Annotated in this window: 22 protein-coding genes; 5 read left to right on the plus strand and 17 right to left on the minus strand. The window is 70.2% G+C overall.

Annotated features, from left to right (window positions below):
• Window positions 1–102: 102 nt before the first annotated feature.
• A complete protein-coding gene (locus KBX00_RS11985; RefSeq protein WP_210826260.1) occupies window positions 103–1,320 on the plus strand; it encodes an ABC transporter substrate-binding protein in 1,218 nt (405 codons plus the stop codon).
• A gap of 96 nt (window positions 1,321–1,416) precedes the next feature.
• Here KBX00_RS11985 and KBX00_RS11990 read toward each other — a convergent pair whose 3' ends face one another.
• The 4 genes from KBX00_RS11990 to KBX00_RS12005 all read right to left on the minus strand — a co-directional run bounded on the left by KBX00_RS11990 (window position 1,417) and on the right by KBX00_RS12005 (window position 6,355).
• Window positions 1,417–2,010 carry an ATP/GTP-binding protein gene (locus KBX00_RS11990; protein ID WP_210826262.1) on the minus strand — a complete coding sequence of 198 codons (594 nt, stop codon included), beginning with the start codon at window positions 2,008–2,010 and terminating at the stop codon, window positions 1,417–1,419.
• 1 nt (window position 2,011) lies between these two features.
• Window positions 2,012–2,389, minus strand: coding sequence for a DUF742 domain-containing protein (locus KBX00_RS11995; RefSeq protein ID WP_091634396.1), 378 nt, complete (start codon window positions 2,387–2,389; stop codon window positions 2,012–2,014).
• Between the two features lie 100 nt (window positions 2,390–2,489).
• Window positions 2,490–2,894, minus strand: a complete 405-nt coding sequence (locus KBX00_RS12000; protein ID WP_013731521.1) for a roadblock/LC7 domain-containing protein — start codon at window positions 2,892–2,894, stop codon at window positions 2,490–2,492.
• The gene (locus tag KBX00_RS12005) at window positions 2,891–6,355 is read right to left on the minus strand and encodes a nitrate- and nitrite sensing domain-containing protein (protein WP_210826265.1); all 3,465 of its coding nucleotides are present in this window, start codon (window positions 6,353–6,355) and stop codon (window positions 2,891–2,893) included. The genes KBX00_RS12000 and KBX00_RS12005 overlap by 4 nt, the downstream gene beginning before the upstream one ends.
• 460 nt (window positions 6,356–6,815) lie before the next feature.
• Here KBX00_RS12005 and KBX00_RS29235 point away from each other — a divergent pair, with 460 nt between their 5' ends.
• Complete coding sequence (locus KBX00_RS29235; RefSeq protein WP_301547797.1) at window positions 6,816–7,160, plus strand: hypothetical protein; 345 nt, start codon at window positions 6,816–6,818, stop codon at window positions 7,158–7,160.
• 18 nt (window positions 7,161–7,178) lie between these two features.
• Here KBX00_RS29235 and KBX00_RS12015 read toward each other — a convergent pair whose 3' ends face one another.
• Window positions 7,179–8,258 carry an adenosine deaminase gene (locus KBX00_RS12015; protein ID WP_210826269.1) on the minus strand — a complete coding sequence of 360 codons (1,080 nt, stop codon included), beginning with the start codon at window positions 8,256–8,258 and terminating at the stop codon, window positions 7,179–7,181.
• 144 nt (window positions 8,259–8,402) lie between these two features.
• Here KBX00_RS12015 and KBX00_RS12020 point away from each other — a divergent pair, with 144 nt between their 5' ends.
• Entirely contained in the window at window positions 8,403–9,302 is a 900-nt protein-coding gene (locus KBX00_RS12020) for a putative RNA methyltransferase (protein ID WP_210826271.1), read from the plus strand.
• On the opposite strand, the gene KBX00_RS12025 is transcribed toward KBX00_RS12020, so the two are convergent.
• The 9 genes from KBX00_RS12025 to KBX00_RS12065 form a co-directional block, all read right to left on the minus strand.
• Entirely contained in the window at window positions 9,299–9,979 is a 681-nt protein-coding gene (locus KBX00_RS12025; RefSeq protein ID WP_210826273.1) for a DUF4272 domain-containing protein, read from the minus strand. The two genes, KBX00_RS12020 and KBX00_RS12025, sit on opposite strands and share 4 nt — an antisense overlap.
• A 106-nt stretch (window positions 9,980–10,085) precedes the next feature.
• Complete coding sequence (locus KBX00_RS12030) at window positions 10,086–11,366, minus strand: thymidine phosphorylase (RefSeq protein ID WP_210826275.1); 1,281 nt, start codon at window positions 11,364–11,366, stop codon at window positions 10,086–10,088.
• 135 nt (window positions 11,367–11,501) lie between these two features.
• Window positions 11,502–12,206 (minus strand): cytidine deaminase, encoded by a 705-nt coding sequence (locus tag KBX00_RS12035; RefSeq protein WP_210826277.1) that lies wholly within the window; start codon window positions 12,204–12,206, stop codon window positions 11,502–11,504.
• A 15-nt stretch (window positions 12,207–12,221) separates the two neighbouring features.
• Window positions 12,222–13,502: an ABC transporter permease gene (locus KBX00_RS12040; RefSeq protein ID WP_210826279.1), complete on the minus strand. Its 1,281-nt coding sequence runs from the start codon at window positions 13,500–13,502 to the stop codon at window positions 12,222–12,224.
• Between the two features lie 3 nt (window positions 13,503–13,505).
• Window positions 13,506–14,831, minus strand: a complete 1,326-nt coding sequence (locus tag KBX00_RS12045) for an ABC transporter permease (RefSeq protein ID WP_210826281.1) — start codon at window positions 14,829–14,831, stop codon at window positions 13,506–13,508.
• A 60-nt stretch (window positions 14,832–14,891) separates the two neighbouring features.
• Window positions 14,892–16,703, minus strand: a complete 1,812-nt coding sequence (locus KBX00_RS12050) for an ABC transporter ATP-binding protein (RefSeq protein WP_307868514.1) — start codon at window positions 16,701–16,703, stop codon at window positions 14,892–14,894.
• 93 nt (window positions 16,704–16,796) lie between these two features.
• Window positions 16,797–17,861 (minus strand): BMP family protein, encoded by a 1,065-nt coding sequence (locus KBX00_RS12055; protein ID WP_210826613.1) that lies wholly within the window; start codon window positions 17,859–17,861, stop codon window positions 16,797–16,799.
• A 277-nt stretch (window positions 17,862–18,138) separates the two neighbouring features.
• Window positions 18,139–18,480, minus strand: coding sequence for a hypothetical protein (locus tag KBX00_RS12060; protein WP_210826284.1), 342 nt, complete (start codon window positions 18,478–18,480; stop codon window positions 18,139–18,141).
• Window positions 18,481–18,498: 18 nt separating this feature from the next.
• A complete protein-coding gene (locus tag KBX00_RS12065; protein ID WP_210826286.1) occupies window positions 18,499–19,470 on the minus strand; it encodes a hypothetical protein in 972 nt (323 codons plus the stop codon).
• A 102-nt stretch (window positions 19,471–19,572) separates the two neighbouring features.
• Here KBX00_RS12065 and KBX00_RS29660 point away from each other — a divergent pair, with 102 nt between their 5' ends.
• Window positions 19,573–20,169, plus strand: a complete 597-nt coding sequence (locus KBX00_RS29660; RefSeq protein ID WP_210826288.1) for a TetR/AcrR family transcriptional regulator — start codon at window positions 19,573–19,575, stop codon at window positions 20,167–20,169.
• Window positions 20,170–20,242: 73 nt separating this feature from the next.
• Here the strand turns inward: KBX00_RS29660 and KBX00_RS12075 are convergent, their stop codons facing one another.
• From KBX00_RS12075 to KBX00_RS12085, 3 genes are all read right to left on the minus strand, one after another.
• The gene (locus KBX00_RS12075; protein ID WP_210826290.1) at window positions 20,243–21,097 is read right to left on the minus strand and encodes a sugar ABC transporter permease; all 855 of its coding nucleotides are present in this window, start codon (window positions 21,095–21,097) and stop codon (window positions 20,243–20,245) included.
• Entirely contained in the window at window positions 21,097–22,113 is a 1,017-nt protein-coding gene (locus tag KBX00_RS12080) for a carbohydrate ABC transporter permease (protein WP_210826292.1), read from the minus strand. Before KBX00_RS12080 ends, KBX00_RS12075 begins: the two co-directional genes overlap by 1 nt.
• Before the next feature lie 105 nt (window positions 22,114–22,218).
• Window positions 22,219–23,523 (minus strand): extracellular solute-binding protein, encoded by a 1,305-nt coding sequence (locus tag KBX00_RS12085; protein WP_210826294.1) that lies wholly within the window; start codon window positions 23,521–23,523, stop codon window positions 22,219–22,221.
• 329 nt (window positions 23,524–23,852) lie between these two features.
• Between KBX00_RS12085 and KBX00_RS12090 the strand changes: the two genes are divergently transcribed.
• A complete protein-coding gene (locus KBX00_RS12090) occupies window positions 23,853–24,938 on the plus strand; it encodes a LacI family DNA-binding transcriptional regulator (RefSeq protein ID WP_210826296.1) in 1,086 nt (361 codons plus the stop codon).
• Window positions 24,939–25,062: the final 124 nt, after the last annotated feature.

The raw sequence follows: 25,062 nt of genomic DNA on the forward strand, positions 1-25,062 counted from the left end.
CGTGTTTCTGCCCACAGCCGGATAATTTGACGCCGATTCGCCGGGGCCGGGAGCATACCCGCGGAACAGGCGGCGGCAGGTCGCCGGGCGGGGAGGCGACTCATGGCGACACCGGTGACCGACCCCTGCGTGGTCACTCGACGCGGCGTACTGGCCGCAGCAGCGGGCACGCTGTTGCTGGGGGCCTGCGGGCGGGACGGCGGGCGGGAGAACGCCGTCACCCGGCCCGCTCCCGGTCATGAGTTGGTCGTCGGTGCCACGCTTGAGCTGAGCGGCCCAGGTGCGGCGCTGGGGGTGCTCCAGCAACGGGCGCTGGCCATCAGCGCGGCGACCCTCAACGAGAAGGGTGTTGCGGTCGGCAACCTCCGCCGGACAGTCCGCCTCGAGGTGCTGGACAATCGCAGCGCCCCTCGGCTGGCCGCCCAGCAGGCGACCGAGCTGGGCCGTCGTAGCGACGTGCACGCCCTGCTCGGAGCCACCCTGGCGGAGACCTCGATGTCGGTCATCGGGGTGGCGCAGAGGCTCCGGCTGCCGTTCGTGTCGTTGGCGTTCGGCGACTCCATCGCGGTGCCGCTGGCCCAGCGCGCCTACATCTACAAGGTCACGCCGGACGCCAGCGACGTGGCGCGGCGGCTCGCCCAGCTGATCAGCGCCGAAGGGCTACGCCGGGTGGTGCTGCTGGCCGAGAACGGGCTGCACGGCGACTCGGGTGTCAGGGCCATGCGGGGTGCGCTGCGGACCGCAGAGGTCGGGCTGCTCCGCACCGTACGGCTGCCGGCTGGCAAGGCCGGCCTGGCCGGCGCCGCCGAACTGGCCGTCGCGGCCCGCGCCGACGCTGTGGTGGTGTGGGCGACCGCGCCCACTTCCGGTGCTGCCGCGCGGGCGCTACGCGCCGCCGGGCATGACGGTGAGTTGTTCTTCGACGCCGGAGCCGTCGCCGAGGAAACTCTGGACGGTCCCAATCTGGCCGCGGTAGAGGGCTCCTACGCGGTCCACCCGTCGTCGCTCGGCGGCTCCACAATCGCCAACAGCAGCGCCGTCGGGCGCGCCTACCGCGACCTCGTCTCGACGTACATCCGCGCGCACGGCGCCTACCGTGGCTTCGCCCCGTACGCCTCGGACGCGCTGCTGCTGATCAGCACGGCGGCCCGGTTGGCCGACAGTGTGGACCGTGGTCGGCTGCGGGCGTACCTGCAGAACCAGGTCACCGACGGTCTGGCCGGGATGTACTCGTTCACGCCCATCCGACACAGCGGCATGGACCGCCACTCGCTGGGGGTGTACCGCGTCGACGGCGGGGCCTGGAACCGGCTCAGCTGACCACGGTGGGCTCCGCAGGACGTCCACCCACCTCATCCGGTCGCCAACCAGCGCCCGATGTCGGCGGTAGCCGTCACCGGGCGCTGGTGCCGATCATCAGGCGGGCGCGACGGCCCGGGAGCGACGCATCGTGAGCACGTACTCGACAAGCGAGATCAGTACGTGCTTGGTCGACTCCCGGTTCCGGGCGTCGCAGGCCACCACCGGCACGTCGCTGGAGACGGCGAGCGCCTCCCGGACGTCCTGCGGGTCGTGGTACTGCATCCCGTCGAAGCAGTTGATGGCCACCAGGTACGGCAGCCGCCGATGCTCGAAGAAATCGATCGCCGCGAAGCAATCGGCCAGCCGGCGGGTGTCCACCAGCACGACCGCGCCGATCGCACCCCGAACCAGCTCATCCCACATGAACCAGAAACGGGTCTGACCCGGCGTACCGAACAGGTACAGGATCAGGTCGCGATCGATCGAGATGCGGCCGAAGTCCATGGCCACCGTGGTCGTCGTCTTGCCCGGCACCTGCCGGGTGTCGTCGACGCCGACTCCGGCGGAGGTCATGATGGCCTCGGTGGTCAGCGGCGTGATCTCCGAGACCGAGCCGACCAACGTCGTCTTGCCGACGCCGAATCCACCGGCGATAACAATCTTCGCCGACGTCACGCGCCCGCTCGGGGCCGGCGGTCGGTGCGACATGTCAGAGCCTGCGAAGTCCACTCAGCACCCTCTCCAGCAATTCAGTGCCCACCGCGTCGTCCGAGTCGTCCAGGATGGTCGGCTCGTGGACCGCGACCAGGCCGTCCGTCGCCATGTCGGCGATGAGCACCCGGGCCACGCCGAGCGGAAGCTGCATCCGCGCCGCGATCTCCGCGAGCGACTGCACGCGTCCGTCGCACAGCGCGGCGATGTACTGGTGCTCACGGCCTTGGCCACCATTGCCAGTGGCAGCGGCCCGACCGCGCACCGTCGTCTCGACCAACGCCTCCAAGGCGATGTCGAGGCGGGGACGGGTACGACCGCGGGTCACGGCGTATGGACGGACCAGCGCGCCGGTCGGCTCGTCACGATCAGCCATGTTGCCGCTCACCTCCTTCGTACCCGGCACCGGTTGGACCGGTGCTACCCGTCGTATGCAATGTTCTCGCCCCGCCTGCCCCCACCGGCCGGCGCGACGATCAGCCCATCATCCCCACAGCCGTGCGCGGCTGTGGGGTCAGGGCGTCGCCCACCCGATCGACGAGCAGGGCCATCTCGTAACCAACCTGTCCCACGTCGCAACTACGCGCGGCGAGTACCGCGAACGACGAGCCGTCGGAAATCGACATCAGGAACAGGAAGCCATTGTCCATCTCGACCACGGTCTGCAGCACGGCGCCTCCCTCGAAGCAGCGGGCCGCGCCCTGGGTCAGGCTGACCAGGCCGGAGGCGATCGCCGCCAGCTGGTCCGCCCGATCCCGCGGAAGGTCTCGTGACGACGCCAGGAGCAGGCCGTCCGCGGAGACGGCGACCGCGTGCGCGACACCGGGTACCCGATCGGCGAAGTTGGCCAGCAGCCAACCGAGATCCTGCGTACTAGTCATCCTTCTTGCTCCTTCTGCCCGCTCCCGGCCACCGGGCCAGAGCCAGACTGCGAGGACTGCTGCCCGCCCGGAGTTCCCTCCGGGCCGGTCGGGTTGTTGTCCGAAGGGTGACTACGTCCCCGTTGGACACCCCGGTGGTAGGCGGAGAGCAGACCGCGTACCGACTCCGGGTTACGGCGCTGTACCGAGGTGCTGGGCTTCTCCACCGCCCCCGGCACGAGCTGCGCCATCGGCGTGCGCTTCGGCAGCCCGGTCTCGGTGGTGCCAGCTGGTGGCGCCTGACTGGCGGCGGTGGCCGCCCGCCAACCGTCGTCGGCCGCGGTCCGCCAGATGTTCTCCTGTGGTGCCGGACGGTGCGCGGGCGCGCTGTCGGCAGCGCCGGGCCGAAGCCCACCACTCGCTGCCGCGCCGTTCCCGCCGGACGCGCCCGCCCCCGTCGGAGTCTGTGCCATCGGTGCGTTACCTGTCGTCCCGGTCTGGGTCTGCTGGGCCGGCCGATTGACGACGTCGACCGTGGAGAGCTGCTGAGTCGTCGCGCCGGCCGTAGTCGACTGACGCGCACCCGCCGACTCCTCCGGACCCGGCCGGCGGGTACGGAACCACGCCGACTCCAGCTCCCGGAAGATCGGCAGCTCCATCGTCTCGTCGGCGTACCGCTGCCGGCTCTGGGCCTGCGGCGGCGTCGGCGTCGTCGGCGGGTTCTGCGCCGGTGCGGGACGCGCAGCCGGCGTCTGACGCTGCACCCGAGGCAGCTCGGTGGTCATGTCCAGGGCGGCGGCCAGCCGCTCGGGCACGGCTGGGGCGGCCGGCTCCCCGGCCACCGGCGGCCATGCCGGAGGCGCCGAGGACGTACCGGTGCCGGGTGCCGCCGAGACGGGCCGCTGCGGCAGCGGGTGGCCGGGCGGCGTCGATACGGGTGAGCCGGAGACGGGCGAGGCCGACACGGGGTGACCGGAGACCGGGGCCGCCGACACCGGCGGGGCCGAGTACGGCGTACCGGAGACCGGGGGCGACGACACCGGGGGCACCGCCGGTGGGGCGTACGGCCCGGCCTCGGGGCTGCTCGGCAGCTGACGCGGGATCGCCGGCGGCTGACCACCCGGCTCGTCGGTGTGCCGGCGCTGCGGCAGCGGGTCGATCGGATGACCGTTCGAGGTGAGCGGCGCGTAACCGTTGCCGTTGCCGCCGGTTGTGCCGCTGGCACCGGTCAGGTCCGACCAGGCGGGCAGGTTGCCTCCGCTACCCACCGTGGTCGGCGTCCCGGAGCCGTTGCGGCTGGCGGGGTCGAAGGGCCGACCGCCGAGGGTCACCTGGTTGCCCGAGCTGCCCGGGGTACGCGCGGCGGGCGGGACCGGCGGGTGCGCGCCGTTGCCGAGCGCCGCCAGCGCACCGAACGCCGGGGCCGGTCCGGACGAGGGGCCGGCAGCTGCCGGCAGCGCCGCGGGCTGCTGCCCGCGGCCGGACAGTGCCCGGGGCACCAGCACGGTTGGCGGCAGCGTGACCTCGGCGACGGTGCCCCGGTCGCTGCCGGGACGCAGCTCGACCTTGACGCCGTGCCGGGAGGCCAGGCGGGCGACCACGACCAGACCCATCATCCGGGAGACGGCGACGTCCACCTGCGGCGGCGTGGCCAGCCGCTCGTTCAGCTCGGTCAACTGCTCGCCGCTGATGCCGATACCTCGGTCCTCGACGTACAGCGAGGCACGGTCGCCGACCCGGCGAGCCTCCACCAGCACCTGGGAGTCCGGCGGCGAGAAGGCCGTCGCGTTGTCGAACAGCTCGGCGACGAGGTGGACGAGGTCGTTGACCGCGTGCGCGGCGACCTCGATGTCCCGGTCGATCACCCCGAACTCGATCCGGGTGTAGTGCTCGACCTCGGACTGGGCGGCGCGCAGCACGTCGATCAGGGCGGCCGGCTCGCGCTGCACCCGGGTCGAGTCGGCCCCGGCGAGGACCAGCAGGTTCTCGTCGTTGCGGCGCATTCGGGTGGCGAGGTGGTCCAGCTGGAACAGCTCCGCCAGGCGGTCCGGGTCCTCCTCGCCGCGCTCCAACCGGTCGAGGTGGCCGATCAGTCGGTCGACCAGGATCTGGGACCGACGGGCCAGGTTGACGAACATCGTCGCGACCGACGAGCGCAGCGCGGCCTGCTCGGCGGCGGTCCGGACGGCCTCCAGGTGAACCGCGTTGAACGCCTCGGTCACCTGGCCGAACTCGTCCTTGCTGCGCACCGGCAGCGGTTCGGCGATCTGGTTGGCCAGTTGTACCGGCGAGAGCTGCCCGGTGACCTGCGGGTCGCGCAGCCGGGCGACGGCCTGGGGCAGCCCGTACTGGGCGATGGAGAGCGCGCCCTGACGCAGCTCACGCAGCGAGCGGGCCATCGACCGGGCCACCAGGAAGGCCAGGAAGATGGCCAGCAGCAGCATGGTGAGCAGCAGGCCGGTCTCCAGGAAGACCGTGCGCTGCACCTCGGAACGCAGATCGCTGGCCTCGCTCACCACGTCGGAGTCGAACTTCGACTCGACCGAGCGGATCAGCTGGCCGTTGGCGACCAGCGCCTCGTCCCACTGCTGCGGGGTGAACGAGATGCCGGCGAGGTTCTGGGAGTTGTCGGCGTTGACCTGGCTGATGTAGATGGTCGCCTGCCGGCGGTCGCCACCACCGATGGTCTGGGCGTGGAACTCCGCCTCCGCCTCGGTGGCCACCGCGTCGAAGCTCTGCTGCGCCTGCTGCTGACCGGTTTCACTGGAGATGTAGTCGGTGCGCAGGGTCGAACTCATGCCGCCCGAGATCAGCGCGCGGTGCACGACCACCCGGCGAACGGAGAGCCACTCCTTCTCCCGGGCCACGGCGGCAGCGGCCCGCATCCGGTCGCTCAGGTCGTTGTCACCGGCCAGCTGACTGGCCGAGTCCCGGATGGTGAGCAGCTGGTTGATCAGCTCGTCGTAGGACTGGAGCGCGTCGGTGATCCGGAACTTGCCGTTCAGCACCTGACTGCGGGCGCCCGGCAGGTCACCGAGCCCGTCGTCGATCTGGCCGAGCAGCCCGCTCAGGCTGACCGGCAGGTCGGTGAGGTCGGACCGCTGCTGCGAGTAGGGCGCCTTGTCCTGGTCGACCCGCGCCGCGACCTCGTTGTAGCGGGTGGCCGCCGCCTCCTTCTGCGCCGCGGTACTCCGCTGCGGATCCAGACCCAGCAGCAGCACGGCCGCGGTCCGCTCGTCCTGCAGGCCGTCCACCAGCGCACCGGAGTGGCTGATGAGTTCGGCGAGGTCGCCGGCGCGGTTGGCGTCGTTGAGCGCGTCCAGGTGGTCGACCAGACCGCTGGTACCCACGACGACCGTGGCGATGGTCGGCACGATCATGATGAGACCGAGCTTGGACCAGATCGGCATGTCGCGGAGCCGACCGACCGGCCGGCGTAGACGCGACAGGAGAGAACCTGCCGTCTTCGGCCGTTTGCTCACGTCACCGCCCTCGTGATTGCAGCGTCCGCGTTGCCCCCGGACAACGCCCAGCAGCCGACCCGGCGGGTCGGACCATCCGAGATTCCATCACGCCGCCACGGAAAGAGAAAGCCCAGGTTGGCCGCAGCCGGAGGTGTGATGAGATGTTGATGCAATTTGATCGCGTTCCGTCTGTTCGGAGTTACTTGAAGTAATGAGCAGCCCGCACCGAGTCGTCCTCCTGGCTGGCCCTTCCGGCTCCGGAAAGTCGTATATAGCGCAACAAACCGGGCTGCCGGTGCTCTGTTTGGACGATTTCTACAAGGACGGCGATGACCCAACGTTACCGAGACGGAACGGTCAGATCGATTGGGAGTCGCCCGATTCGTGGGACGCCGAGGCGGCGGTGGAGGTTATTGACCAATTGGTCCGGCACGGCCGGGCAGACGTGCCGGTGTATGCCATCAATCAGGATCGACGGGTGGCCACTCGGCGCTTCGAGCTGACCAGTTCGCCACTTTTCGTGGCCGAAGGGATCTTCGCCGCCGAGATCGTCGGGGAGTGCCAGCGACGCGGGCTCCTCGCCGGGGCGTACGCCCTGCGCCGGCCGCGCAGCGCGACCTTCCTCCGTCGGTTGGCCCGGGACCTCGCCGAGCAGCGCAAGGGCCCCCGGGTCCTGCTGCTGCGCGGCCTGGCGCTGCTACGTGCCGAGCCGGCCGTGCTGCGTCGGCAGACCCGGCTCGGTGCGGAGGCCGCCCGGGGCCGGGACGTGCTGCGCCGGGTGGCAGGTCTGCTCGCCGCCGGCCATCCGCCGCGGACCGGCTGACCCCGGCCCGGGCTTCGTTCAGCCCAGCAACTTCGCGTACGCCGGCTTGATCACCTCGTCGATGATCCGTAGCCGCTCGTCGAAGGGGATGAAGGCCGACTTCATCGCGTTGATCGTGAACCACTGGAGCTCGCGCCAGCCGTAGCCGAACGCGTCCACGAGCAGAGCCATCTCCCGCGACATCGAGGTGCCGCTCATCAACCGGTTGTCGGTGTTCACGGTCACCCGGAAACGCAGATCTCGCAGCAGCCCGATCGGATGCTCCGCGATGGACGCGGCGGCGCCGGTCTGCACGTTCGACGACGGGCACAGCTCCAGCGGGATCCGCTTGTCCCGCACGTACGCGGCCAGCCGGCCGAGCTGGGGCTGCGGGCCGGGGGCGATGTCGTCGACGATGCGGACCCCGTGGCCGAGGCGGTCGGCGCCACACCATTGGATCGCCTGCCAGATGGAGGGCAGCCCGAACGCCTCACCGGCGTGGATGGTGAAGTGGAAGTTCTCCCGCTGGAGGTACTCGAAGGCGTCCAGGTGACGGGTGGGCGGGAAGCCCGCCTCCGCACCGGCGATGTCGAAGCCCACCACACCGTGGTCGCGGTGCCGTACGGCCAGCTCGGCGATCTCCTGCGAACGGGCCGCGTGGCGCATCGCGGTGAGCAGCGTGCCCACCCGGATCGGCGTACCGGCCTCGGCGGCGAGCGTGCTGCCCTCCACGAAACCGGCCAGCACCGCCTCGACCACCTCGTCGAGGGTCAGGTTCTGCTCCAGGTGCTGCTCCGGGGCGAACCGCACCTCGGCGTAGACCACCCCGTCGGCGGCCAGGTCGAGGGCGCACTCCCGAGCCACCCGGCGCAGGGCGGCGCTGGTCTGCATCACGGCGACGGTGTGCGCGAAGGTTTCCAGGTAGCGCTCCAGGGAGCCCGAGTCGGCCGCCGCCACGAACCAGCGCCCCAACTCCGCCGGATCGGTGGTGGGCAGAACGTGACCGATCTCCTCGGCCAGGTCGACGATCGTGGCCGGGCGCAGGCCGCCGTCCAGATGATCGTGCAACAACGCCTTCGGCGCCCGGACGATGTCCTCGTATCCGACTACCGTGCTCATCACCGCTCGCCCCGCTCACAACCCATGCTCCCGACCCTAGTCGGCTCCTCCGGCCGGCGACCCGCGCAGGGCGGGTGTCGACGCCCTCGGCCGGCCCGGACGGCCCCGACGTACGCCCTAGACTCGACACGTGAGGCAGCCGTGATGGATTCCCGCGTCGTGGCCCGGCTGCGCTGTCCCGTCTGCCACGACCCGCTCGCCGAGGTCGCGACCGGCGCATCCCGGTCGTTGCGGTGCCCGCGCCGGCACAGCTTCGACATCGCCCGGCAGGGCTATGTAAATCTGCTCACCGGCCGCGCTACGCACAGTGGCGACACCGCCGAGATGGTCGCCGCTCGGGCGGACTTCCTGTCCGCCGGCCACTACGACGTCATCTCCGCCGCCCTCGCCGCCGACGCCGACGCTGCCCTCGCCGCCGCCGACGCTGCCCTCGCCGCCGCCATCCCCGACCAGGTCCTCGGCGCGTACCCGCTGGTGGTGGACGCGGGCGCGGGCACCGGCCGGCACCTCGCGGCGGTGCTGGCTGCCGTGCCCGGGACCGTCGGTCTCGCGCTGGACATCGCCAAACCCGCGCTTCGCCGGGCCGCCCGCGCCCACCCGCGGGTCACCGCCGCGCTGGCCGACACCTGGCAACGACTACCGCTGGCGGACGCCTCGACGGCGCTGTTGCTGAACGTCTTCGCGCCCCGTAACGGCGCCGAGTTCCGCCGGGTGCTCGCCCCGGGTGGACGACTGCTGGTGGTGACGCCGGCCAACGACCATCTCACCGAACTGGTCGCCGCACTCGGCCTGCTCCGGGTCGACCCGGCCAAGGCGGACCGGGTGGCGGCCAGCCTGGCCGGACATTTCACCGAGGAGTCGACGGCCGTGCACCGGCAGGAGCTGACGCTGTCCCGCGCGGAGGTGGCCACCCTGGTCGGCATGGGTCCGAGCGCCTGGCACGCCGACCCGGCAGGGTCTGCGGCCCGGATCGACGCCCTCGGCGAGCCGGTCCGGGTGACCATGGCGGTGCGGCTCGGCACCTACCGTCCGGCCCAGGCCTAGGTGGAGAGGTCTACCTCTTCCCAGCCGGGGGGCTCGTCGTGGTACGGCCCGCGCAGGATCACCGCCCACTCCAGCGCCCACCGACGCTGACCGATCGCGTTGGCGTCCACCAACCCCGGCAGGCTCCGGCCGGCGCGGCTCACCTCAAGGTACGACCAGTCCAGGCAGTAGTGCAGGTCGAGCAGGGCCGCCGCGTCCGCCGGATGCTGCGGCGCGGCCAGGATCCGGGTTCGCCACTGCCGGAAGGTCTCCCCCTCGACAATGTGCGGCAGCCGCTCCACCAGGCGGTCGTCGGCCGGCATGGTGGGATCCAGCTGCTTGGTCAAGCCGAGCACCCAGGCCAGCGAGAACAGTGCATCGTGATGCAGCACGAAGGAGCGGTGGTCGCCCTTGGCCCCGGTGACGAACTGGAACTCCGGCGGGGTGACCATCTCCATCAGATGCGAGGCGAGCAGCCAGCTCATCGCGGCCTGGGGCGGCATGCCGAAGCATCGGGCCAGGATCAGGTGCAGCACTGCGATCCGTGCCTCGATCGCCGCCGTCGGCCGCAGCTCGATGTCGTCGCCCGGTTCCCAGACCAGCGGAAACTGCGGCGGTGGCAACGGCAGGCGCAACCGGGCCAGCTCCTCCAGGCTCGCCTCACGCACCTCGCGGGGGTCGGGGGCAGGCACGATCACGGCAACATCCCTGTCTGATCACGATGTCTCGGCGCCGACGGTCCCCCCTGGCCTGCGAGAATAGCGGCCCTCACGCTCCGACACCATGGCCGGGACCAGGGTTTCGTCACTCGACGCGTTCGATCACCAACGGCGCCGCGGCCGGCGGTCGGGCCGCCACGGTCACCGCCCGGGCGGCCTCCGCCAGCGCCGCCGGAATCAGCTCCGACCGCTCGGCCCGCAGTTCGTAGAGGGGGTCACCGGCGCGCACCGGGTCGCCGGGGCGCTTGTGCAGCACCACCCCGGCCGGCACGCTCACCGGGTCCTCCTTGCGCGCCCGACCCGCGCCGAGCCGCCACGCGGCCACCCCCATGGCGTACGCATCGACCGCCGCCACGTGACCGTCCGTGTCGGCGCGGACCACCTCGACCTCGGTCGCCTCGGGCATCGGGGCGTCCGGGTCCCCGCCCTGCGCCCGGATCATCGACCGCCAGACGTCCATCGCCCGCCCGTCCCGGAGGGCGGTGCCGGGGTCGACGTCCGGCAGTCCAGCCGCGTCGAGCATCTCCCGGGCCAGCGCCAGGGTCAGTTCCACCACGTCGGCCGGGCCGCCACCGGCGAGCACCTCCACCGACTCGGTCACCTCGATGCCGTTGCCGATCGCCCGACCGAGCGGGGTGGACATGTCGGTGAGCAGGGCAACGGTCTTCACTCCGTGCGCGCCGCCCAGCTCCACCATGGTCCGGGCCAGTTCCCGAGCATCGTCGACCGACTTCATGAACGCGCCGGAGCCCACCTTGACGTCGAGCACCAGCGCCCCGGTTCCCTCGGCGATCTTCTTGCTCATGATGGAGCTGGCGATCAGCGGGATGGCCTCGACGGTGCCGGTGACGTCACGCAACGCGTACAGCTTGCGGTCGGCCGGCGCGAGCCCGGAGCCGGCCGCGCAGATCACCGCACCGATGTCCCGCAGTTGGGCGGTGAACTCCTCGTTGCTCAGCGCCGCCCGCCAGCCCGGTATCGACTCCAGCTTGTCCAGGGTGCCGCCGGTGTGGCCGAGCCCGCGCCCGGAAAGCTGCGGCACCGCGGCGCCACAGGCGGCCACCAGCGGGGTGAGCGGCAGAGTGATCTTGTCACCGACGCCACCCGTCGAGTGCTTGTCGACGGTCGGCCGGGCCACCGAGGAGAGATCGAGCCGCTCGCCACTGGCGATCATCGCGGCCGTCCAACGGGCGATCTCCGGGCCGGTCATCCCGTTCAGCAGGATCGCCATGGCCAGCGCCGACATCTGCTCGTCGGCCACCACCCCCCGGGTGTACGCATCCACCACCCAGTCGATCTGCCCGTCGGACAACACCCCCCCGTCCCGCTTGACCCGAATAACATCAACCGCTGCAAACCCACTCATCAGACAGATCTTCCCTAGTCAAATGGCGATACCGGTACGCGCACCGTGCCCCCGGAGGGGATGGGCCGACCGTGCCCGGCGGAGGGATCAAGCCTGACCGCCCGGAGCCGGGCACGGTCGGCCCATCCCCAAAGCTCAACCACCCCAGCGAACCGGGATCTCCGTAGGCGGCTCACCCTCACCGGCCCAGAAGATCGTGCCGGACGTGTCGACCACCACCACCCGGGGCGTACGCGCCAGCCCCCAGCCGATCGCCTCCGCCGAGTCGTCCCAGCTCGGGCCCTCCTCCAGCACTCCGGTCTCGGCGCCCGCGTCGTCGCCGGCCGAGCGTTCCCAGTAGGCCGTCCAGACCTGCTGGCCGGCGGAGAGGTCGGGGTGCACGAAGACGGTGCCCCGGCCGCGCCAGGCAGCCAGCCGGTCGGGTACCACCGGCACCGGCCGTTCCCCGGTGACCGCCTCGATGTCGGCAACGTCGAAGGCGTGCGGCAACAGTTCGGCCATCCGCAGCGGACCACCCTTGGCCTCGACCAGACATTCCGGTCCGCCCTGTTCCCACAACAACTGCCGGCAGCGCCCGCACGGCATCAGCGGCTCGCCGGTGGCGTCGACGCAGGACAGCGCGACGATCCGGCCGCCGCCCGTGGCGTGCAGTGCGGAGACGACCCCGCACTCGGCGCAGAGCGTCACGCCGTACGCGGCGTTCTCGACGTTGCAGCCGACCACGACCCGGCCGTCGTCGACGAGAGCCGCCGCGCCGACCGGAAACTTCGAGTACGGCACGTACGCGTGCCGCATGACCTCGGTGGCGGCGGCGCGCAGCCGCTCCCAGTCGATTTCCATGGTGAGCTCCCTGGGTCAGCCCTTGATGTACGGCTTGCCGTCCGCGGCCGGTGCCCGGACCCGACCGACCAGCCCGGCCACGGCCAGGATCGTCGCCAGGTAGGGCAGCATGGCCAGGAACTGACCGGGAATCACACTGTTGATCGCACCGAGGTAGGTGGCCAACTGGTCGGCGAAGCCGAAGAAGAGTGCGGCGAGCAGCGCGCCGGTCGGACTCCACCGGCCGAAGATCAACGCCGCCAGGGCGATGAAGCCCTTGCCACCGATCATGTTCTTGGTGAATGAGAAGAGCGCCAACGTGTAGGAGGCACCGCCGATGCCGGCGACGGCACCGGCCATGACCACGTTGCGGTAGCGCAGGCCGAGCACCCGCACACCCAGGGTGTCGGCCGCCGTGGGGTGCTCACCGACCGACCGGGTCCGCAGGCCCCACCGGGTACGGAACAGCGCGATGTGGATCACGAGCACCAGGAGCAGGGCCAGGTAGAGGAAGATGTTGCCGCGGAACAGCGCCGGCCCGAGCAGCGGAATGTCCGACAGCAGCGGGATCTCCCAGTTGCTGAAGCGAGGTGCGCTGTTGTAGCGGGCGGCGTCGGTCTGCATCAGCCGCTCGTAGAGGAAGCCGGTGATGCCGACCGCCAGCAGGTTGAGCACGATGCCCATGACCACCTGGTCGACCAGGTAGCGGATGCTGAACACGGCGAGCAGCAGCGAGATGAGTGAGCCGCCGATGGCGGCAGCGACGAGTCCCACCCAGACGCTGCCGGAGATGCTGCCGAAGAGGGCGCCGCTGAAGGCGCCCATCAGCAGTTGCCCCTCGATGGCGACGTTCACCACGCCGGAGCGCTCGCACAGCACACCGGCCAGCGAGCCGAAGATCAGCGGCAGGGCGAGCAGGAAGGTACCCCGCACGATGTTCACCAGCGGCATGAAGTTCTGCCCGGTAGGTGCGGCGGAGACCTGCCAGCACAGGAACGACAGCACGAAGGCGACCAGGCCGGCGGCGAGCACCGGCACGAACCAGCGCTTCGGCAGGCCGGCGAGCAGGGCACCGCCGGCGGCGAGCACGATCAGGCCGAAGACGATCGCGCCGACGGTGCCGTTGACCTCCAGCGCGGCGCCCGCGGCGTCCTCGCTGAGCGTGAAGCGGGCCTGCTCACCGGTGGCGAGCGCGCCGAACAGCACGGTGGCCAGCAGGCCGAGGGCCAGCAGCACCAGCCCGACCTTGCGGTTACGGGTCCAGAAGCCCTCGGCGACCGCCGCGACCGCGACGTCGGGAACAGCCGTGGTGGACATGCCTCACCAGCCCTTCGCGAGGCTCGTCTGCAACCGGGCGGTGCGCGCGGCCCGGAGCTGGAAGATCGCCTTTACCAGTGCCGGCGCGGCGATGAAGATGACGATCAGGGCCTGGAGCACGGTGACCAGCTCCAGCGAGATCCCCGAGTACGACTGCATCCGGTTGCCGCCGGCCTGCAACGCACCGAACAGCAGCGCGGCCAGCGCAACCCCCCACGGTTTCACCCGGCCGAGCAGGGCGACCAGGATGCCGTCGAATCCGATCTGGGCGACCACCAGTGGGGTCAGGGCCGCAGCGGTGGTGCCGAGCACCATCTGCGAGCCGCCGAGACCGGCCAACGCACCGGCGAAAACCATGATCAAGACGTACGTCCGGGTGACGCTGATGCCGGCGGTGCGGGCGGCGTCCGGGTTGGCGCCCACCGCCCGCAGCTCGAAGCCGAGTGTGGAACGGTTCAGCAGCCAGGCGACCGCCCAGGTCGCCAGCACGGCCAGGATGATGCCGGCGTGGGCACGCAGCCCGTCGCCGAAGAGTCGCGGCAGTTGGGCGGAGGCGTCCACCGGCCGGCTGATCGCGTCGGTGCGGGTCGGGTCCTGCACCCCGTTCTGCACGATCAGCCAGGTGAGGAAGTAGACCGCGATGTAGTTGAGCATGATCGTGTTGATCACCTCGTGGGCGCCGGTCCGCGCCTTGAGGATGCCCGGGACGAAACCCCAGATCGCCCCACCGAGTGCGCCAGCCAGGACGGCGACCAGCAGGTGCAGGCCGGGCGGCAGCGGCAGCAGGAAGCCGGCCAGCGCGGCCAGGATGACACCCATCGTCGCCTGCCCCTGCGCGCCGATGTTGAACAGGCCGCCCCGGAAGGCCAGCGCCACCGACAGACCCGTGAAGACCAGCGGTGCGGTGTAGGTGAGCGTCTCCGAGATCGGACTCAACGCGGCGTTGACGGTGGTCGCGGCCGGATCGAAGACCGAACCCTTGAACAGATTCGCGTACGCCTCACTGACAAGCGTCCAACTGGCGTTTATCGCGTCCGACGGGCGGGCGGTGATGTAGCCGTAGGTGGCCAGCACCTCCGGGTCGGAAATGATCATCAGGATGGCACCGACGACCATCGCCAGGACCAGCGAGAGCAGAGTCACCGTGAAGGTGTTGGCCGCCCACAGGTTCTCCAGGAACAGCCGCCCCAGCGTGGGACGCGGTCCGGGCTCGCCGGGTGTGGTGGCCGCCTCGGCGCGTTCGGTGTTGCCGAGCGCGGTCCGGCCGGCCTGGTCCTCGCTCGCCGGTTCCTTGTCCGGGGATCCCGGCTGTGCGTTCCGGTCACTCATGGCGGGACTCCGCTTCGCTCCGTGCCGCCACGAGGCCGCCGTGCCTGGTGTTTCGCTCGCTCATCGGTTCTTCTCGTCCTCGCTGCCGGTGCCCTCGGCGGCCGGTGCCACGCCGTCGGTGGTGGCCGCGACGTCACGATCGGTGGTCGCCGGAGTGCCCGCGCCGGAAACCGCGTCCGCGTCGGTGATGGCGGGCGGGTCCGAATCGACGGTCGCCGTCGGTCCGGCCTCGGCGCCGGATTCGACATCGGGGGAGCCGCCCGTCCGATCCGGGGTGACGCCGGCCATCAGTAGGCCGATCTCCTCGCGGGGGGTGTCCGGGCCGACCACGCCGATGATCCGTCCGCGGTACATCACCGCGATCCGGTCGGCCAGCCCGATCACCTCGTCGAGTTCGCTGGAGACCACCAGCACGGCGGTGCCGGCGTCGCGCTCGCGGACGACCCGGCTGTGGATGAACTCGATCGAGCCGACGTCCACCCCTCGGGTCGGTTGGGCGGCGATGAACAGCGTCAGCGGCCGGGCAAGTTCCCGAGCCACGATCACCTTCTGCTGGTTGCCGCCGGAGAGGGTACCGACTGGCGCATCGGCCGACGAGGTACGTACGTCGAACTGCTCGATCCGTTCCCGGGCCGACCTGTTGATCTCGTCCGGCCGCAGCGACAGGCCCCGGCCGAAGGGCGGCCGGTCGTACATGTCCAGCACCAGGTTCTCGGCGACGGTGAACTCCTTGACCAGGCCGTCGACGCTGCGATCCTCCGGCACGTAGCCCACACCCGCCCGGAGCACCTTCTTGGTGGACCAGCCGTCGATCCGCTGCCCGTCCAGAGTGATCGTGCCGGCGAGCACCGGGCGCAGCCCCATGATCGCTTCGATCAGCTCGGTCTGTCCGTTGCCCTGCACTCCCGCGACGCCGAGCACCTCGCCCGCGCGTACGGTCAGGTCGACGCCGTCAACCGCCCGCACCTGACGGTCGTCGTCGACGACCAGGCCGGAGAGTTCCAGGACGGGCTCGCCCGGGGTGGCCGGAGCCTTGTCCACGGTGAGCCGGACGGTGCGGCCGACCATCAGCGCGGCCAGCTCGTCCCGGCTGGCCTCGGGCGAGGCGGTGCCCACGGTCTTTCCGCGCCGGATCACCGTGATCCGGTCGGCGATCGCCTTGACCTCGCCGAGCTTGTGGGTGATGAAGACGATCGACTTGCCGGCGGCCTTGAGCGACCGCATCACGGTCAGCAGTTCCTCGGTCTCCTGCGGGGTGAGCACGGCGGTGGGCTCGTCCAGGATGAGCAGGTCGACGTCCCGGGTGAGCGCCTTGACGATCTCCACCCGCTGCTGGATGCCGACCGGCAGGTCCTCGATCACCGCGTCCGGGTCGACCCGCAGGTTGTACCGCTGGGAGACCTCGGCGACCTCACGCCGGGCCCGGCGCCGGTCCAGGAACCCGGCGATGCCGCCACGCACCTGCTCGGCCCCGAGCATGATGTTCTCGGTGACGGTGAAGACGGGCACCAGCATGAAATGCTGGTGCACCATGCCGATGCCGGCCGCGATGGCGTCGGAGGGGCCGCGCAGCTTCAGTGGCTTGCCGTCGACCAGGATCTCACCCTCGTCGGGCTGGTACAGCCCGTACAGCACGTTCATCAGGGTCGACTTGCCCGCGCCGTTCTCGCCGAGCAGGGCGTGGATCTCTCCAGGCTCCACCGTCAGGTCGATGTGGTCGTTGGCGACCAGATCACCGAACCGTTTGGTGATGCCGCGCAGTTCGAGTCTCAGCGCAACCTCCTGGAGTGCGAAGCGATGGTGCAGCGTAGCTGCCGGCGAGCGCGCCGGTCCCTCGGCCGGACCGGTGGCGCGGACCGGCCGCTGCGGCACGGCGGGTCTCCCCCGCGCCGCAGCGGCCGGATCAGGTGTGCTGGCTCGCCGGCCGCCCTGGTGATCGTCTCACCGGGAGCGGCCGGCGACGGGTCACTTCGGCTGGGCGGCCGACTCGACCTTGACGGTGCCGGCGGCGATGTCCGCCTTCAGCTTGTCGACCTCGGCCTTCAGCTCGGCCGGAACCTTGCTGTCGAAGTCGTGGTACGGGGCCAGCGAGACGCCGTCGTTGGCCAGGGTGCCGATGAAGCCCGGGTCCGCCTGGAGCTGCTCGCCACCGGCGGCCTTGAGCACGGCCTCCTTGACCGCGCCCGGGATGTTCTTCACCACGGTGGTGATGATCGCCGGGCAGTTCGGGGTGCTCTCGCAGCCGTCGACGTCCACCCAGATGGTGTTGTACTTGCCGTTGGAGGCCTGGGCCGCACCGGTGGTGCCGAGCCCGGCGCCACCGGCCACCGGCATGATGATGTCCGCGCCCTGGGCGACAAGCGCGTCGCTTACCTTCTTGCCCTCGTCCTGCTTGACGAAGTCGTTGGTGAAGGAGCCGTTCTGGGTCTCCTTGTTCCACCCGAGAACCTGGACGTTCGTGCCCTTGGCCTCGTTGTGATAGGCGACCCCGTCGGCGTAGCCGTCCATGAAGATGGTCACCGGCGGGATCTTCAGGCCGCCGTAGGTGCCCACCTTGCCGCTCTCGCTCATGCCGGCGGCGACGTAGCCGGCGAGGAAGGCGGCCTGGGCGGTGTCGAACTGCATCGGGTAGACGTTGCTGACAGCCGGATCGGCGTCGACGATGCCGAACTGCTGGTCCGGGTTCGCCTCGGCGATCTTCTTGGTCGCGTCGCCCATCAGGCCACCGACGGCCAGGATGAAGTCGCAGTCCTGGTTGACGTACTGGGTGAGGTTCGGCTCGTAGTCCGCCTCGGCCTTGGACGCGACGTACTTGATGTCGATGTTGTCGTTCTCCGCCTTGGCGTCCTCCAGGCCCTTCCAGGCGGAGGCGTTGAACGACTTGTCGTCGATGCCGCCGACGTCGGTGACCATACAGGCGCTGTACGCCTCGCCGCCGGAGCCGGCGTTGTTGTCCTCATCCGGGGCCTCGCCACAGGCGGCGGCGCTCAGTACGAGCCCACCCGCCGCGATGATCGAGGCGATCCGCATCCCACGCACCGAGCGCAAGACGTCTCCTTCCCATTGCACACCGCGGGGTACGCGGTGGCAGCCCTTGAGCCGGCCTGCGCCTTGCCGCCGGCGTCCCACGTTACGGGAGCAGAGCGTACGCCCGCGCCCACCTGCCGACCGACAATCGTGCAGGACTGTTGGAGCCCTGTTACCCCTACGTAATGCTCGGGTGGGGCACATCACTCAGAGTGCCGGCAGGCGGGCCCGCACGTGCGGAAAAAGTCCCTTTTCCCGGCGCCACCCCGCCGGTTGCCGACTATCGCCAGAAGACCGCCACGGCGGCGTTGACCAGGGTCAATCCCACGATGGCGAGGAAGTGCCCCCGGTTGACCTCCGCCCGCTTGCGGGAGAAGAAGACCATGACGAAGATCAGCAGGGCGAGCACCAGCTTTGTCACAAGCTTCGCGGGTGCCGGCTCGTCGCCGTCACGCAGCGGCGCGCTCAGGCCGAGGCCGGTCAGTAGCTGGATCACCGAACCCCACAGCATGGCGGCGTTGACCCGGATCTTGCCAGTGAGGTACTGGGCGATCGCGCCACCGAGCAGCAGCGCGAACCCGATCAGGTGGACGTAGAGAAGGATGAGTCGAAGTGCTTCCACCCGACCCATCCTGCCCTATCAACGACCGTTTGTAGTAGAGGCATCCCGGCGCATCCGGGAGGCCACCAGCACCAGCGCCAGCCCCACCACCGCGTAGCCGGCCAGCACGGCAATCGGGCGACCGGCGCCGGCGCCGTCGAAGAACGCCACCGAGCGCAGCAGCGTGCCACCGGCACCCACCGGTAGCCACTGGCCGAGCGCACCCCACGGCTGCGGCAGCAGCTCCGGTGCGGCGCCGACCGCGGAGAGCGGATTGCCGAGCAGGAAGACCAGCAGCGCACCCAGCCCGATGCCGGGTCGCCCGAGGAGGGCGCCGAGTCCGGCCACGATGGCCGACGCGGCCAGGGCGAACAAGCCGATGGCGGCACCCTCGGCGAGCCGGTCCCCGGCGATGACGCCCAGCCAGCCGTGCAGGACGGTGACGCCGACCAGGCCCGCCAGTAGGCCGGTCGCCACCAGCCCGACCAGGCGCGCCAGGCCGCCGGCGACCAGCAGGACCAGCAACGCACCGGCGAGCAGGCTCGTCATCGCCAGCGGTAGGAAGCCGGCGGCGAACCCGGCACCCCGGGGATCGTCGGTGGTGGTCGGCACCACCTCGACCACGGTGACCGGATGCCCTTCGCCCAACTGGCCGACCGCCTCGGTGAGCAGTGCGGCAACCGTGGGACTGGCGGCCGACGCGGTGTGCAGGGCGAGGCCGTCGGTTCCGATCACGAACGCGCCGTAGATCTCCCGGTCCCGTAGCGCCCGGTCGGCCGCCTCCGCGTCAGGCAACGTGGTCACCGAAAAGGCGCCGGGACGCGCGGCAGCCAGCCGCCCGGCCAGCTCGGCCACGGCCGGCGCCGGGCCGGCGACGGCGACCGGCAGGTCGCGCGGGGCCAGGTTCGCCGCCGGAGTCGCGAACAGGGGTACGAGCAGCGCCTGCCCGATGACCGCGAGTGCGGCGACAAGGACGGCGAGCAGCAGGGGTGACCGGTTCCGGGTCGGCATGGCTCCACTCTCCTAAAACGAACACTCGTTCTTTTATGGCTCCAGACTCTGCCCGCCGGTCGATTCCTGTCAAGAACGAACGCTCGTTCTAGGATGTAACCCGTGCCACGTGTCTCGGAGGAGCACCTCGCCGCCCGCCGCCGCCAGATCGTCGACGCGGCTCGCCGTTGCTTCCTGCGTGAGGGTTTCCACCGCACGACGATGCAGGACGTGATCGCCGAGGCAGGGCTCTCGGTCGGAGCGGTCTACCGCTACTTCCCGAGCAAGGCGTCCCTGATCAGCGCCATCGCCGAGGAGACGATCGACGGCGCCGAGCAGGTCTTCGACGAGTTGGCCCGGCAGGATCCGCCGCTACCCCTGGACAAGGCGCTGGAGTACGCGCTGGCGTACATGGCGGAGCAGGCCGGCGACGAGGGGGTGCTGCGGATCGCGATCCAGGTGTGGGGAGAGGCGCAACGGGACCCGGCACTTGGCGAGTTCGCGGCGAGCAGGTACACCAAGCTTCGCGGGTACTTCGAGGTGCTGGCCAGAAGGGCCCAGGAAGCCGGCGAGCTGCCCGCCGACGCCGACCCGGCGGCCGTCGCCGCAGCCCTGTTCGGCCTCTTGCCGGGCTGGTTCCTGCAACGGATCATCACGGGCGGCCCGGACGTGGCGACCTATCTCTCCGGCGTCCGCGTCCTGTTCGGCCGGCAGCGTTGACCACCACCGTCGGGGCGGGCGGGCGTGGTTGACACGCCCACCCGCTGACAGCGCCCACCCGCGCCCCGCCCGGTCAGCCCTTCGTGCCGCCGGCGGTCAGGCCGGAGACCAGATGCTTCTGGGCGAAGAAGAAGACCAGTCCGGCCGGCACGGTGACCAGCACGGCAGCGGCGGTCAGGTACTCCCACTGCGGATTGAACTGCGGCACGAACTGCTGAAGCCCGTACGCGAGGGTGAACTTGTTGTCGGTCTGGATGAAGGCCGACGCGTACGCCACCTCACCCCACGCCGTGAGGAAGGTGTAGAAGGCGGTGACCGCCACGGCCGGGCGGGCCAGCGGCAGCACCACCCGCCAGAAGGTGGCGAACGGGCCGCACCCGTCCAACGCCGCCGCCTCGTCCAGCGAGGTGGGGATGGAGTCGAAGTAGCCCTTCAACATCCAGGCGCAGAACGGCACCGCGATGGTCAGGTACGCGATGATCAGCGCGGGCATCGTGTTGATCAGCCCCAACCGGGCCATGATCGTGTAGATCGGGACGATCAGGATGGCCACCGGGAACATCTGGGTGACCAGGAAGACCATCATCAGCGGTCGACGGCCCGGGAAGTTGAACCGGGACACCGCGTATCCGGTGGTGGCCGACAGGAAGATGCCGATGCCCATGGTGAAGGCCGCGACGATCACCGAGTTCAGGAACCACCTGGGGAAGTTCGTCTCGGTCAACACGTAGCTGTAGTTGGCAAGCGTGGTGTCCCGGAACAGGGTCAGCTCGCTGCTCTGGATCGCGTACCCGGGCTTCAGCGAGGAGAGCAGCACCCAGACGATCGGGCCAATCGCGATCACCGAGGCCATGAGCAGTGTGCCGTGCAGCAGGACGGACCGCGCCGGGCTGCGCCGGCTACGTCCGGGGCGCTTCACGCGACTCATCACCACACCTCGCCTTGCTTGCGTAGCGCCCGGCGGTAGAACACCGAGAACACCAGCAGGATGGACAGGATCAGTACGCCGTAGGTCGAGGCCAGCGAGTAGTTACGGATGCCCTCGAAGGCGGCCCGGTAGGCACCGGTCACCAGGATCTCGCTCTGCCCGGCCGGCTGTCCCTCGGTCACCAGGAAGATGATCGGGAACATGTTGAACGTCCAGATGGTGCCGAGCAGGATCACCGTCATGCTGACCGGCCGCAGGCCGGGCAGGGTGATGTTCTTGAACCGCTGCCAGGCGGAGGCACCGTCGATCTCGGCCGCCTCGTACAGCTCCGACGGGATGGTCTGCATGCCACCCAGCAGCGCCACCATCATGAACGGCACGCCGAGCCAGATGTTGGTGACGATGGCGGTGAGCAGCGCCGTCCACCGGTCGGCGAACCACGAGACCGGGTCGATGCCGACCGCGGAGAGCAGCGCGTTGGCCAGGCCGAAGCGCTCGTTGAAGATGAACTTCCAGGCGAACGCGCTGACGAAGGCGGGCACCGCCCAGGGCAGTACGAGCAGCACCCGGTAGAGGCCCCGGAACCGCATCGGACGGTTGAGCATGGTGGCCAGGCCGAGGCCGAGGCCGAAGTGAAAGGCCACGCAGACGAAGGTCCAGATCAGCGTGGTGCCGGTCCACTGCCAGAACTCACCGACCTCACCGGTGAGCACCCGCACGTAGTTGTCCAGCCCGACGAACTCCCACTTGTTCGGATTGTCGGCGCAGACCTCGCTGCCGGTGATCGACTTGGTGCAGATCTCGGCGACCTGGTTCGCTTCGTTCAGGTTGGTGAAGGAGAGCCAGATCCCGCGGAACAGCGGGTAGAAGATCAGAACTGCCAGGACGATGACGACGGGCAGCACCATCGCCCAGGCGTACCAGTGCTTGTCCCAGCTGCGGCGCAGCCGGGACGGACGAGCGGATCGGCCGGACGGCGTCGAAGGCGACGCCGGTTCGGCTGTCACGGTGGTCATCAGCTGCGCTCCATGCGGGGAGGCCCGGCAGGGCCCCGCGACCTGGGACGGTCACGCGACCCTGCCGGGTGCCGAGAGGTCACCGGCTCAGAGCCGGCGGTCAGATCAGTTCTCGTACGAGGGGACGACCTCGGCCTTGTACTTCTTGGCGACGGTGTCCAGCGCGGCCTTCGGGTCCTTGTTCTGGATCAGGACCTCGGTGGCCATCTGGTCGAGCGGGCCGAAGAACTGACCGGCCTCGGGGATCCACGGGCGACCCACACCAGCCTCCACGACCGGCTGGAACGCGGCGACGGTCGCGTTGTTCTTCACCGCGTCGAGGTCGTACGCCGAGGTGCGGGTCGGCAGCAGGCCCAGCTTCTCCGACAGGAACGCCTGCGACTCGGCGGAACTCATGAACTTGACGAACGCGACGGCGGCGTCGACCTTCTCCTGCGGCATGCCGGACCAGATCACGTAGTTGTGGCCGCCGACCGGGCCACCGGCCTTCGCCGAGCCGGCCGGGACCGGCGCGATACCCAGGTTTGCCAGGCCGCCGAAGCCCGGCGCCTGCTGGACGTTGTTTACCTCCCACGGCCCGTTGATGATCATGGCGACCTTCTTCTCCTTGAAGAGGGTCATCATGGTGCCGTAGGCGTCGTTGGCGGACGGCTTGGCGGCCGCACCGCTGTCGATCAGGTCCTTGGCGATCGCCAGCCCGGCCGCGTTCTGCTCCGAGTCGATGACGATCTTCTTGCTCGCAGTGTCGACCAGGTCGCCGCCCTCGCCGTACATGAAGGGCAGCAGGAAGTAGCCGGCCGGGTTGATGTAGACACCCTCAGCGTCGGTCTTCTCCTTGATGGTCTGCGCCGCGGTCTTCAGCTCGGCCCAGGTCTTCGGGGGTGCACCGATGCCGGCCTGGCTCAGCAGCTCCTTGTTGTACATCAGGGCGAGGCTGTCGGTGACCTGGGGAACGCCGTAGGTCTTGCCGTCGAACTTGTTGGACGCGAGCGGGGTCTCCAGGAAGTCCGACTCGTCGGCGAGCAGCTCGGAGCCGTCCAGCGCGTACAGGTAGCCCAGCGAGGCGAACTCGGGCACCCAGGCGACCTCGGCCCGCAGGATGTCCGGTGCCCCGGAATTCGCCTGTGCGGCGGTCTTGAACTTGTTCTGCGCCTCGCCGAACGGGACCGACTGATAGTTGATCTTTACGTTCGGGTAGGTCTGGTTGAACTTGGCGATCAGCTCCTGGAACGCCGGACCCTCGTTCTTCGGATCCGAGGTGTCCCACCAGGTCAGTTCTGCGGTGAGGGACGCGGGGTCGACCGCCGGCTGCTCCTCGGCCGCCTGGTCGTCCTCCCCGCCGCACGCGGCGACGGAAAGGGCGAGAGTGGCAGCGGCGAGTACGGCGATCCCCCTGGCTGTGCGGCGCATGTTCGCTCCTAAATTGCCTGCCGGGTAACGGCGGGGACAGTAGCAAGAACTTTCGTAACTAGAAACCCCTTGCGAACACTCCGGCAACAACCGTGCCTCGCCCGCAACTTCAACAGTTGACAAGTGTCGCTATCTGGGCATTTTGCCCCCGACTGGGGTGACCGAACTCCCAACCAGCGTCACCGTGCGCACACCTCGGCAATACTCTTCGTCCCGGCAGGCCTCGCTCGGAGCAAGCGTCGTGGGAACGCTCCCGATGACTACTGCTCGATTCTGCAAGTTCTTGCTGACCAATGCGCAAGAACTTGGCGGTGAGCTACAGTGCCGCCATGCGCGCTCGCCTGTCCGACATCGCCCAGCAGGCCGACGTCAGCGAAGCCACGGTGTCGCGGGTGCTCAACGACCGCCCCGGCGTGGCACCCGAGACTCGGCAGGCCGTCCTGACCGCCCTCGACGTGCTCGGGTACGAGCGCCCCGCCCGACTGCGCAAGCGCAGCGCCGGACTGGTCGGCCTGGTGGTCCCGGAGCTGGACAATCCGATCTTTCCGGCGTTCGCCCAGATCATCGAGTCGGCTCTGGCCCCCACCGGTTACACCCCGGTGCTGTGCACCCAGACCCCCGGCGGCGTACGCGAGGACGAGTACGTCGAGATGCTGCTGGACCGGCAGGTCTCCGGGATCGTCTTCGTCTCCGGCCTGCACGCCGACACCGCCGCCGACCACGACCGGTACCGGACCCTGCTCGCCCGCCCGCTGCCGATCGTGATGATCAACGGATACGCGCCGGGCATTCCGGCACCCTTCGTCTCCTGCGACGACCGGGAGGCCGCCGAGCTGGCCGTGGCCCACCTGGTGGCCCTGGGCCACCGGCGGATCGGCCTGATCACCGGTCCGGACCGCTTCGTGCCGGTGCAGCGCAAGGTCAGCGGCTACAAGGCGGCGATGGAGCGCCTCGCCGGCGTCGACGAGGGCGAGTTGGCCGAGCTGACCGAGCTGTCGCTGTTCGGCGTCGAGGGCGGCGAGGCGGCGGCCGGTCGGCTGATCGAGCGCGGCGCCACCGGCATCGTCTGCGGCTCCGACCTGATGGCACTCGGTGCCATCCGCGCCGCCCGGCAACGCGGCATGTCCGTACCGGAGGATCTCTCGGTGGTCGGCTACGACGACTCGCCACTGATGGCCTTCACCGATCCGCCGCTCACCACCATGCGCCAACCGGTGGCCGCGATGGCGGTCGCCGCGGTCCGGGCGCTGGTCGACGAGATCAACGGCCACGGTGCCCCGCACTCGGAGTACCTGTTCCGGCCGGAACTGGTGGTGCGGGGTTCCACCGCTGTGGCACGGCAGGACAGCGCGTCCGCGCCGAGCGGCCCGGGGCGGCAACGGCCGGCGCCGCCCGCGCTCGCGGTCCCGGCATGACGTGGCCCCACCGCGCCGACGGTCCCGACGTGACGTAGCCCGCACCAAGGGCATTACCGACCCCTCTTGCGCAAGAAATGCTTGACTCTTGCAAGGCTGGCGCGGCATTCTTCTCAGACACCCG

The sequence above is a fragment of the Micromonospora sp. C95 genome (genome assembly GCF_018070465.1).
Taxonomy (GTDB): Bacteria; Actinomycetota; Actinomycetes; order Mycobacteriales; family Micromonosporaceae; genus Micromonospora.

Coding starts and splice junctions, on each gene's coding strand:
- KBX00_RS11985 (WP_210826260.1), top strand. CDS start 103: ATGGCGACACCGGTGACCGACCCCTGCGTGGTCACTCGACGCGGCGTA.
- KBX00_RS12000 (WP_013731521.1), bottom strand. CDS start 2,894: ATGACTAGTACGCAGGATCTCGGTTGGCTGCTGGCCAACTTCGCCGAT.
- KBX00_RS12065 (WP_210826286.1), bottom strand. CDS start 19,470: ATGCCGACCCGGAACCGGTCACCCCTGCTGCTCGCCGTCCTTGTCGCC.
- KBX00_RS12045 (WP_210826281.1), bottom strand. CDS start 14,831: ATGAGTGACCGGAACGCACAGCCGGGATCCCCGGACAAGGAACCGGCG.
- KBX00_RS12030 (WP_210826275.1), bottom strand. CDS start 11,366: ATGAGTGGGTTTGCAGCGGTTGATGTTATTCGGGTCAAGCGGGACGGG.
- KBX00_RS11990 (WP_210826262.1), bottom strand. CDS start 2,010: ATGTCGCACCGACCGCCGGCCCCGAGCGGGCGCGTGACGTCGGCGAAG.
- KBX00_RS12085 (WP_210826294.1), bottom strand. CDS start 23,523: ATGCGCCGCACAGCCAGGGGGATCGCCGTACTCGCCGCTGCCACTCTC.
- KBX00_RS12020 (WP_210826271.1), top strand. CDS start 8,403: ATGGATTCCCGCGTCGTGGCCCGGCTGCGCTGTCCCGTCTGCCACGAC.
- KBX00_RS12015 (WP_210826269.1), bottom strand. CDS start 8,258: ATGAGCACGGTAGTCGGATACGAGGACATCGTCCGGGCGCCGAAGGCG.
- KBX00_RS12080 (WP_210826292.1), bottom strand. CDS start 22,113: ATGACCACCGTGACAGCCGAACCGGCGTCGCCTTCGACGCCGTCCGGC.
- KBX00_RS12075 (WP_210826290.1), bottom strand. CDS start 21,097: ATGAGTCGCGTGAAGCGCCCCGGACGTAGCCGGCGCAGCCCGGCGCGG.
- KBX00_RS12090 (WP_210826296.1), top strand. CDS start 23,853: ATGCGCGCTCGCCTGTCCGACATCGCCCAGCAGGCCGACGTCAGCGAA.
- KBX00_RS12040 (WP_210826279.1), bottom strand. CDS start 13,502: ATGTCCACCACGGCTGTTCCCGACGTCGCGGTCGCGGCGGTCGCCGAG.
- KBX00_RS12035 (WP_210826277.1), bottom strand. CDS start 12,206: ATGGAAATCGACTGGGAGCGGCTGCGCGCCGCCGCCACCGAGGTCATG.
- KBX00_RS12055 (WP_210826613.1), bottom strand. CDS start 17,861: ATGCGGATCGCCTCGATCATCGCGGCGGGTGGGCTCGTACTGAGCGCC.
- KBX00_RS11995 (WP_091634396.1), bottom strand. CDS start 2,389: ATGGCTGATCGTGACGAGCCGACCGGCGCGCTGGTCCGTCCATACGCC.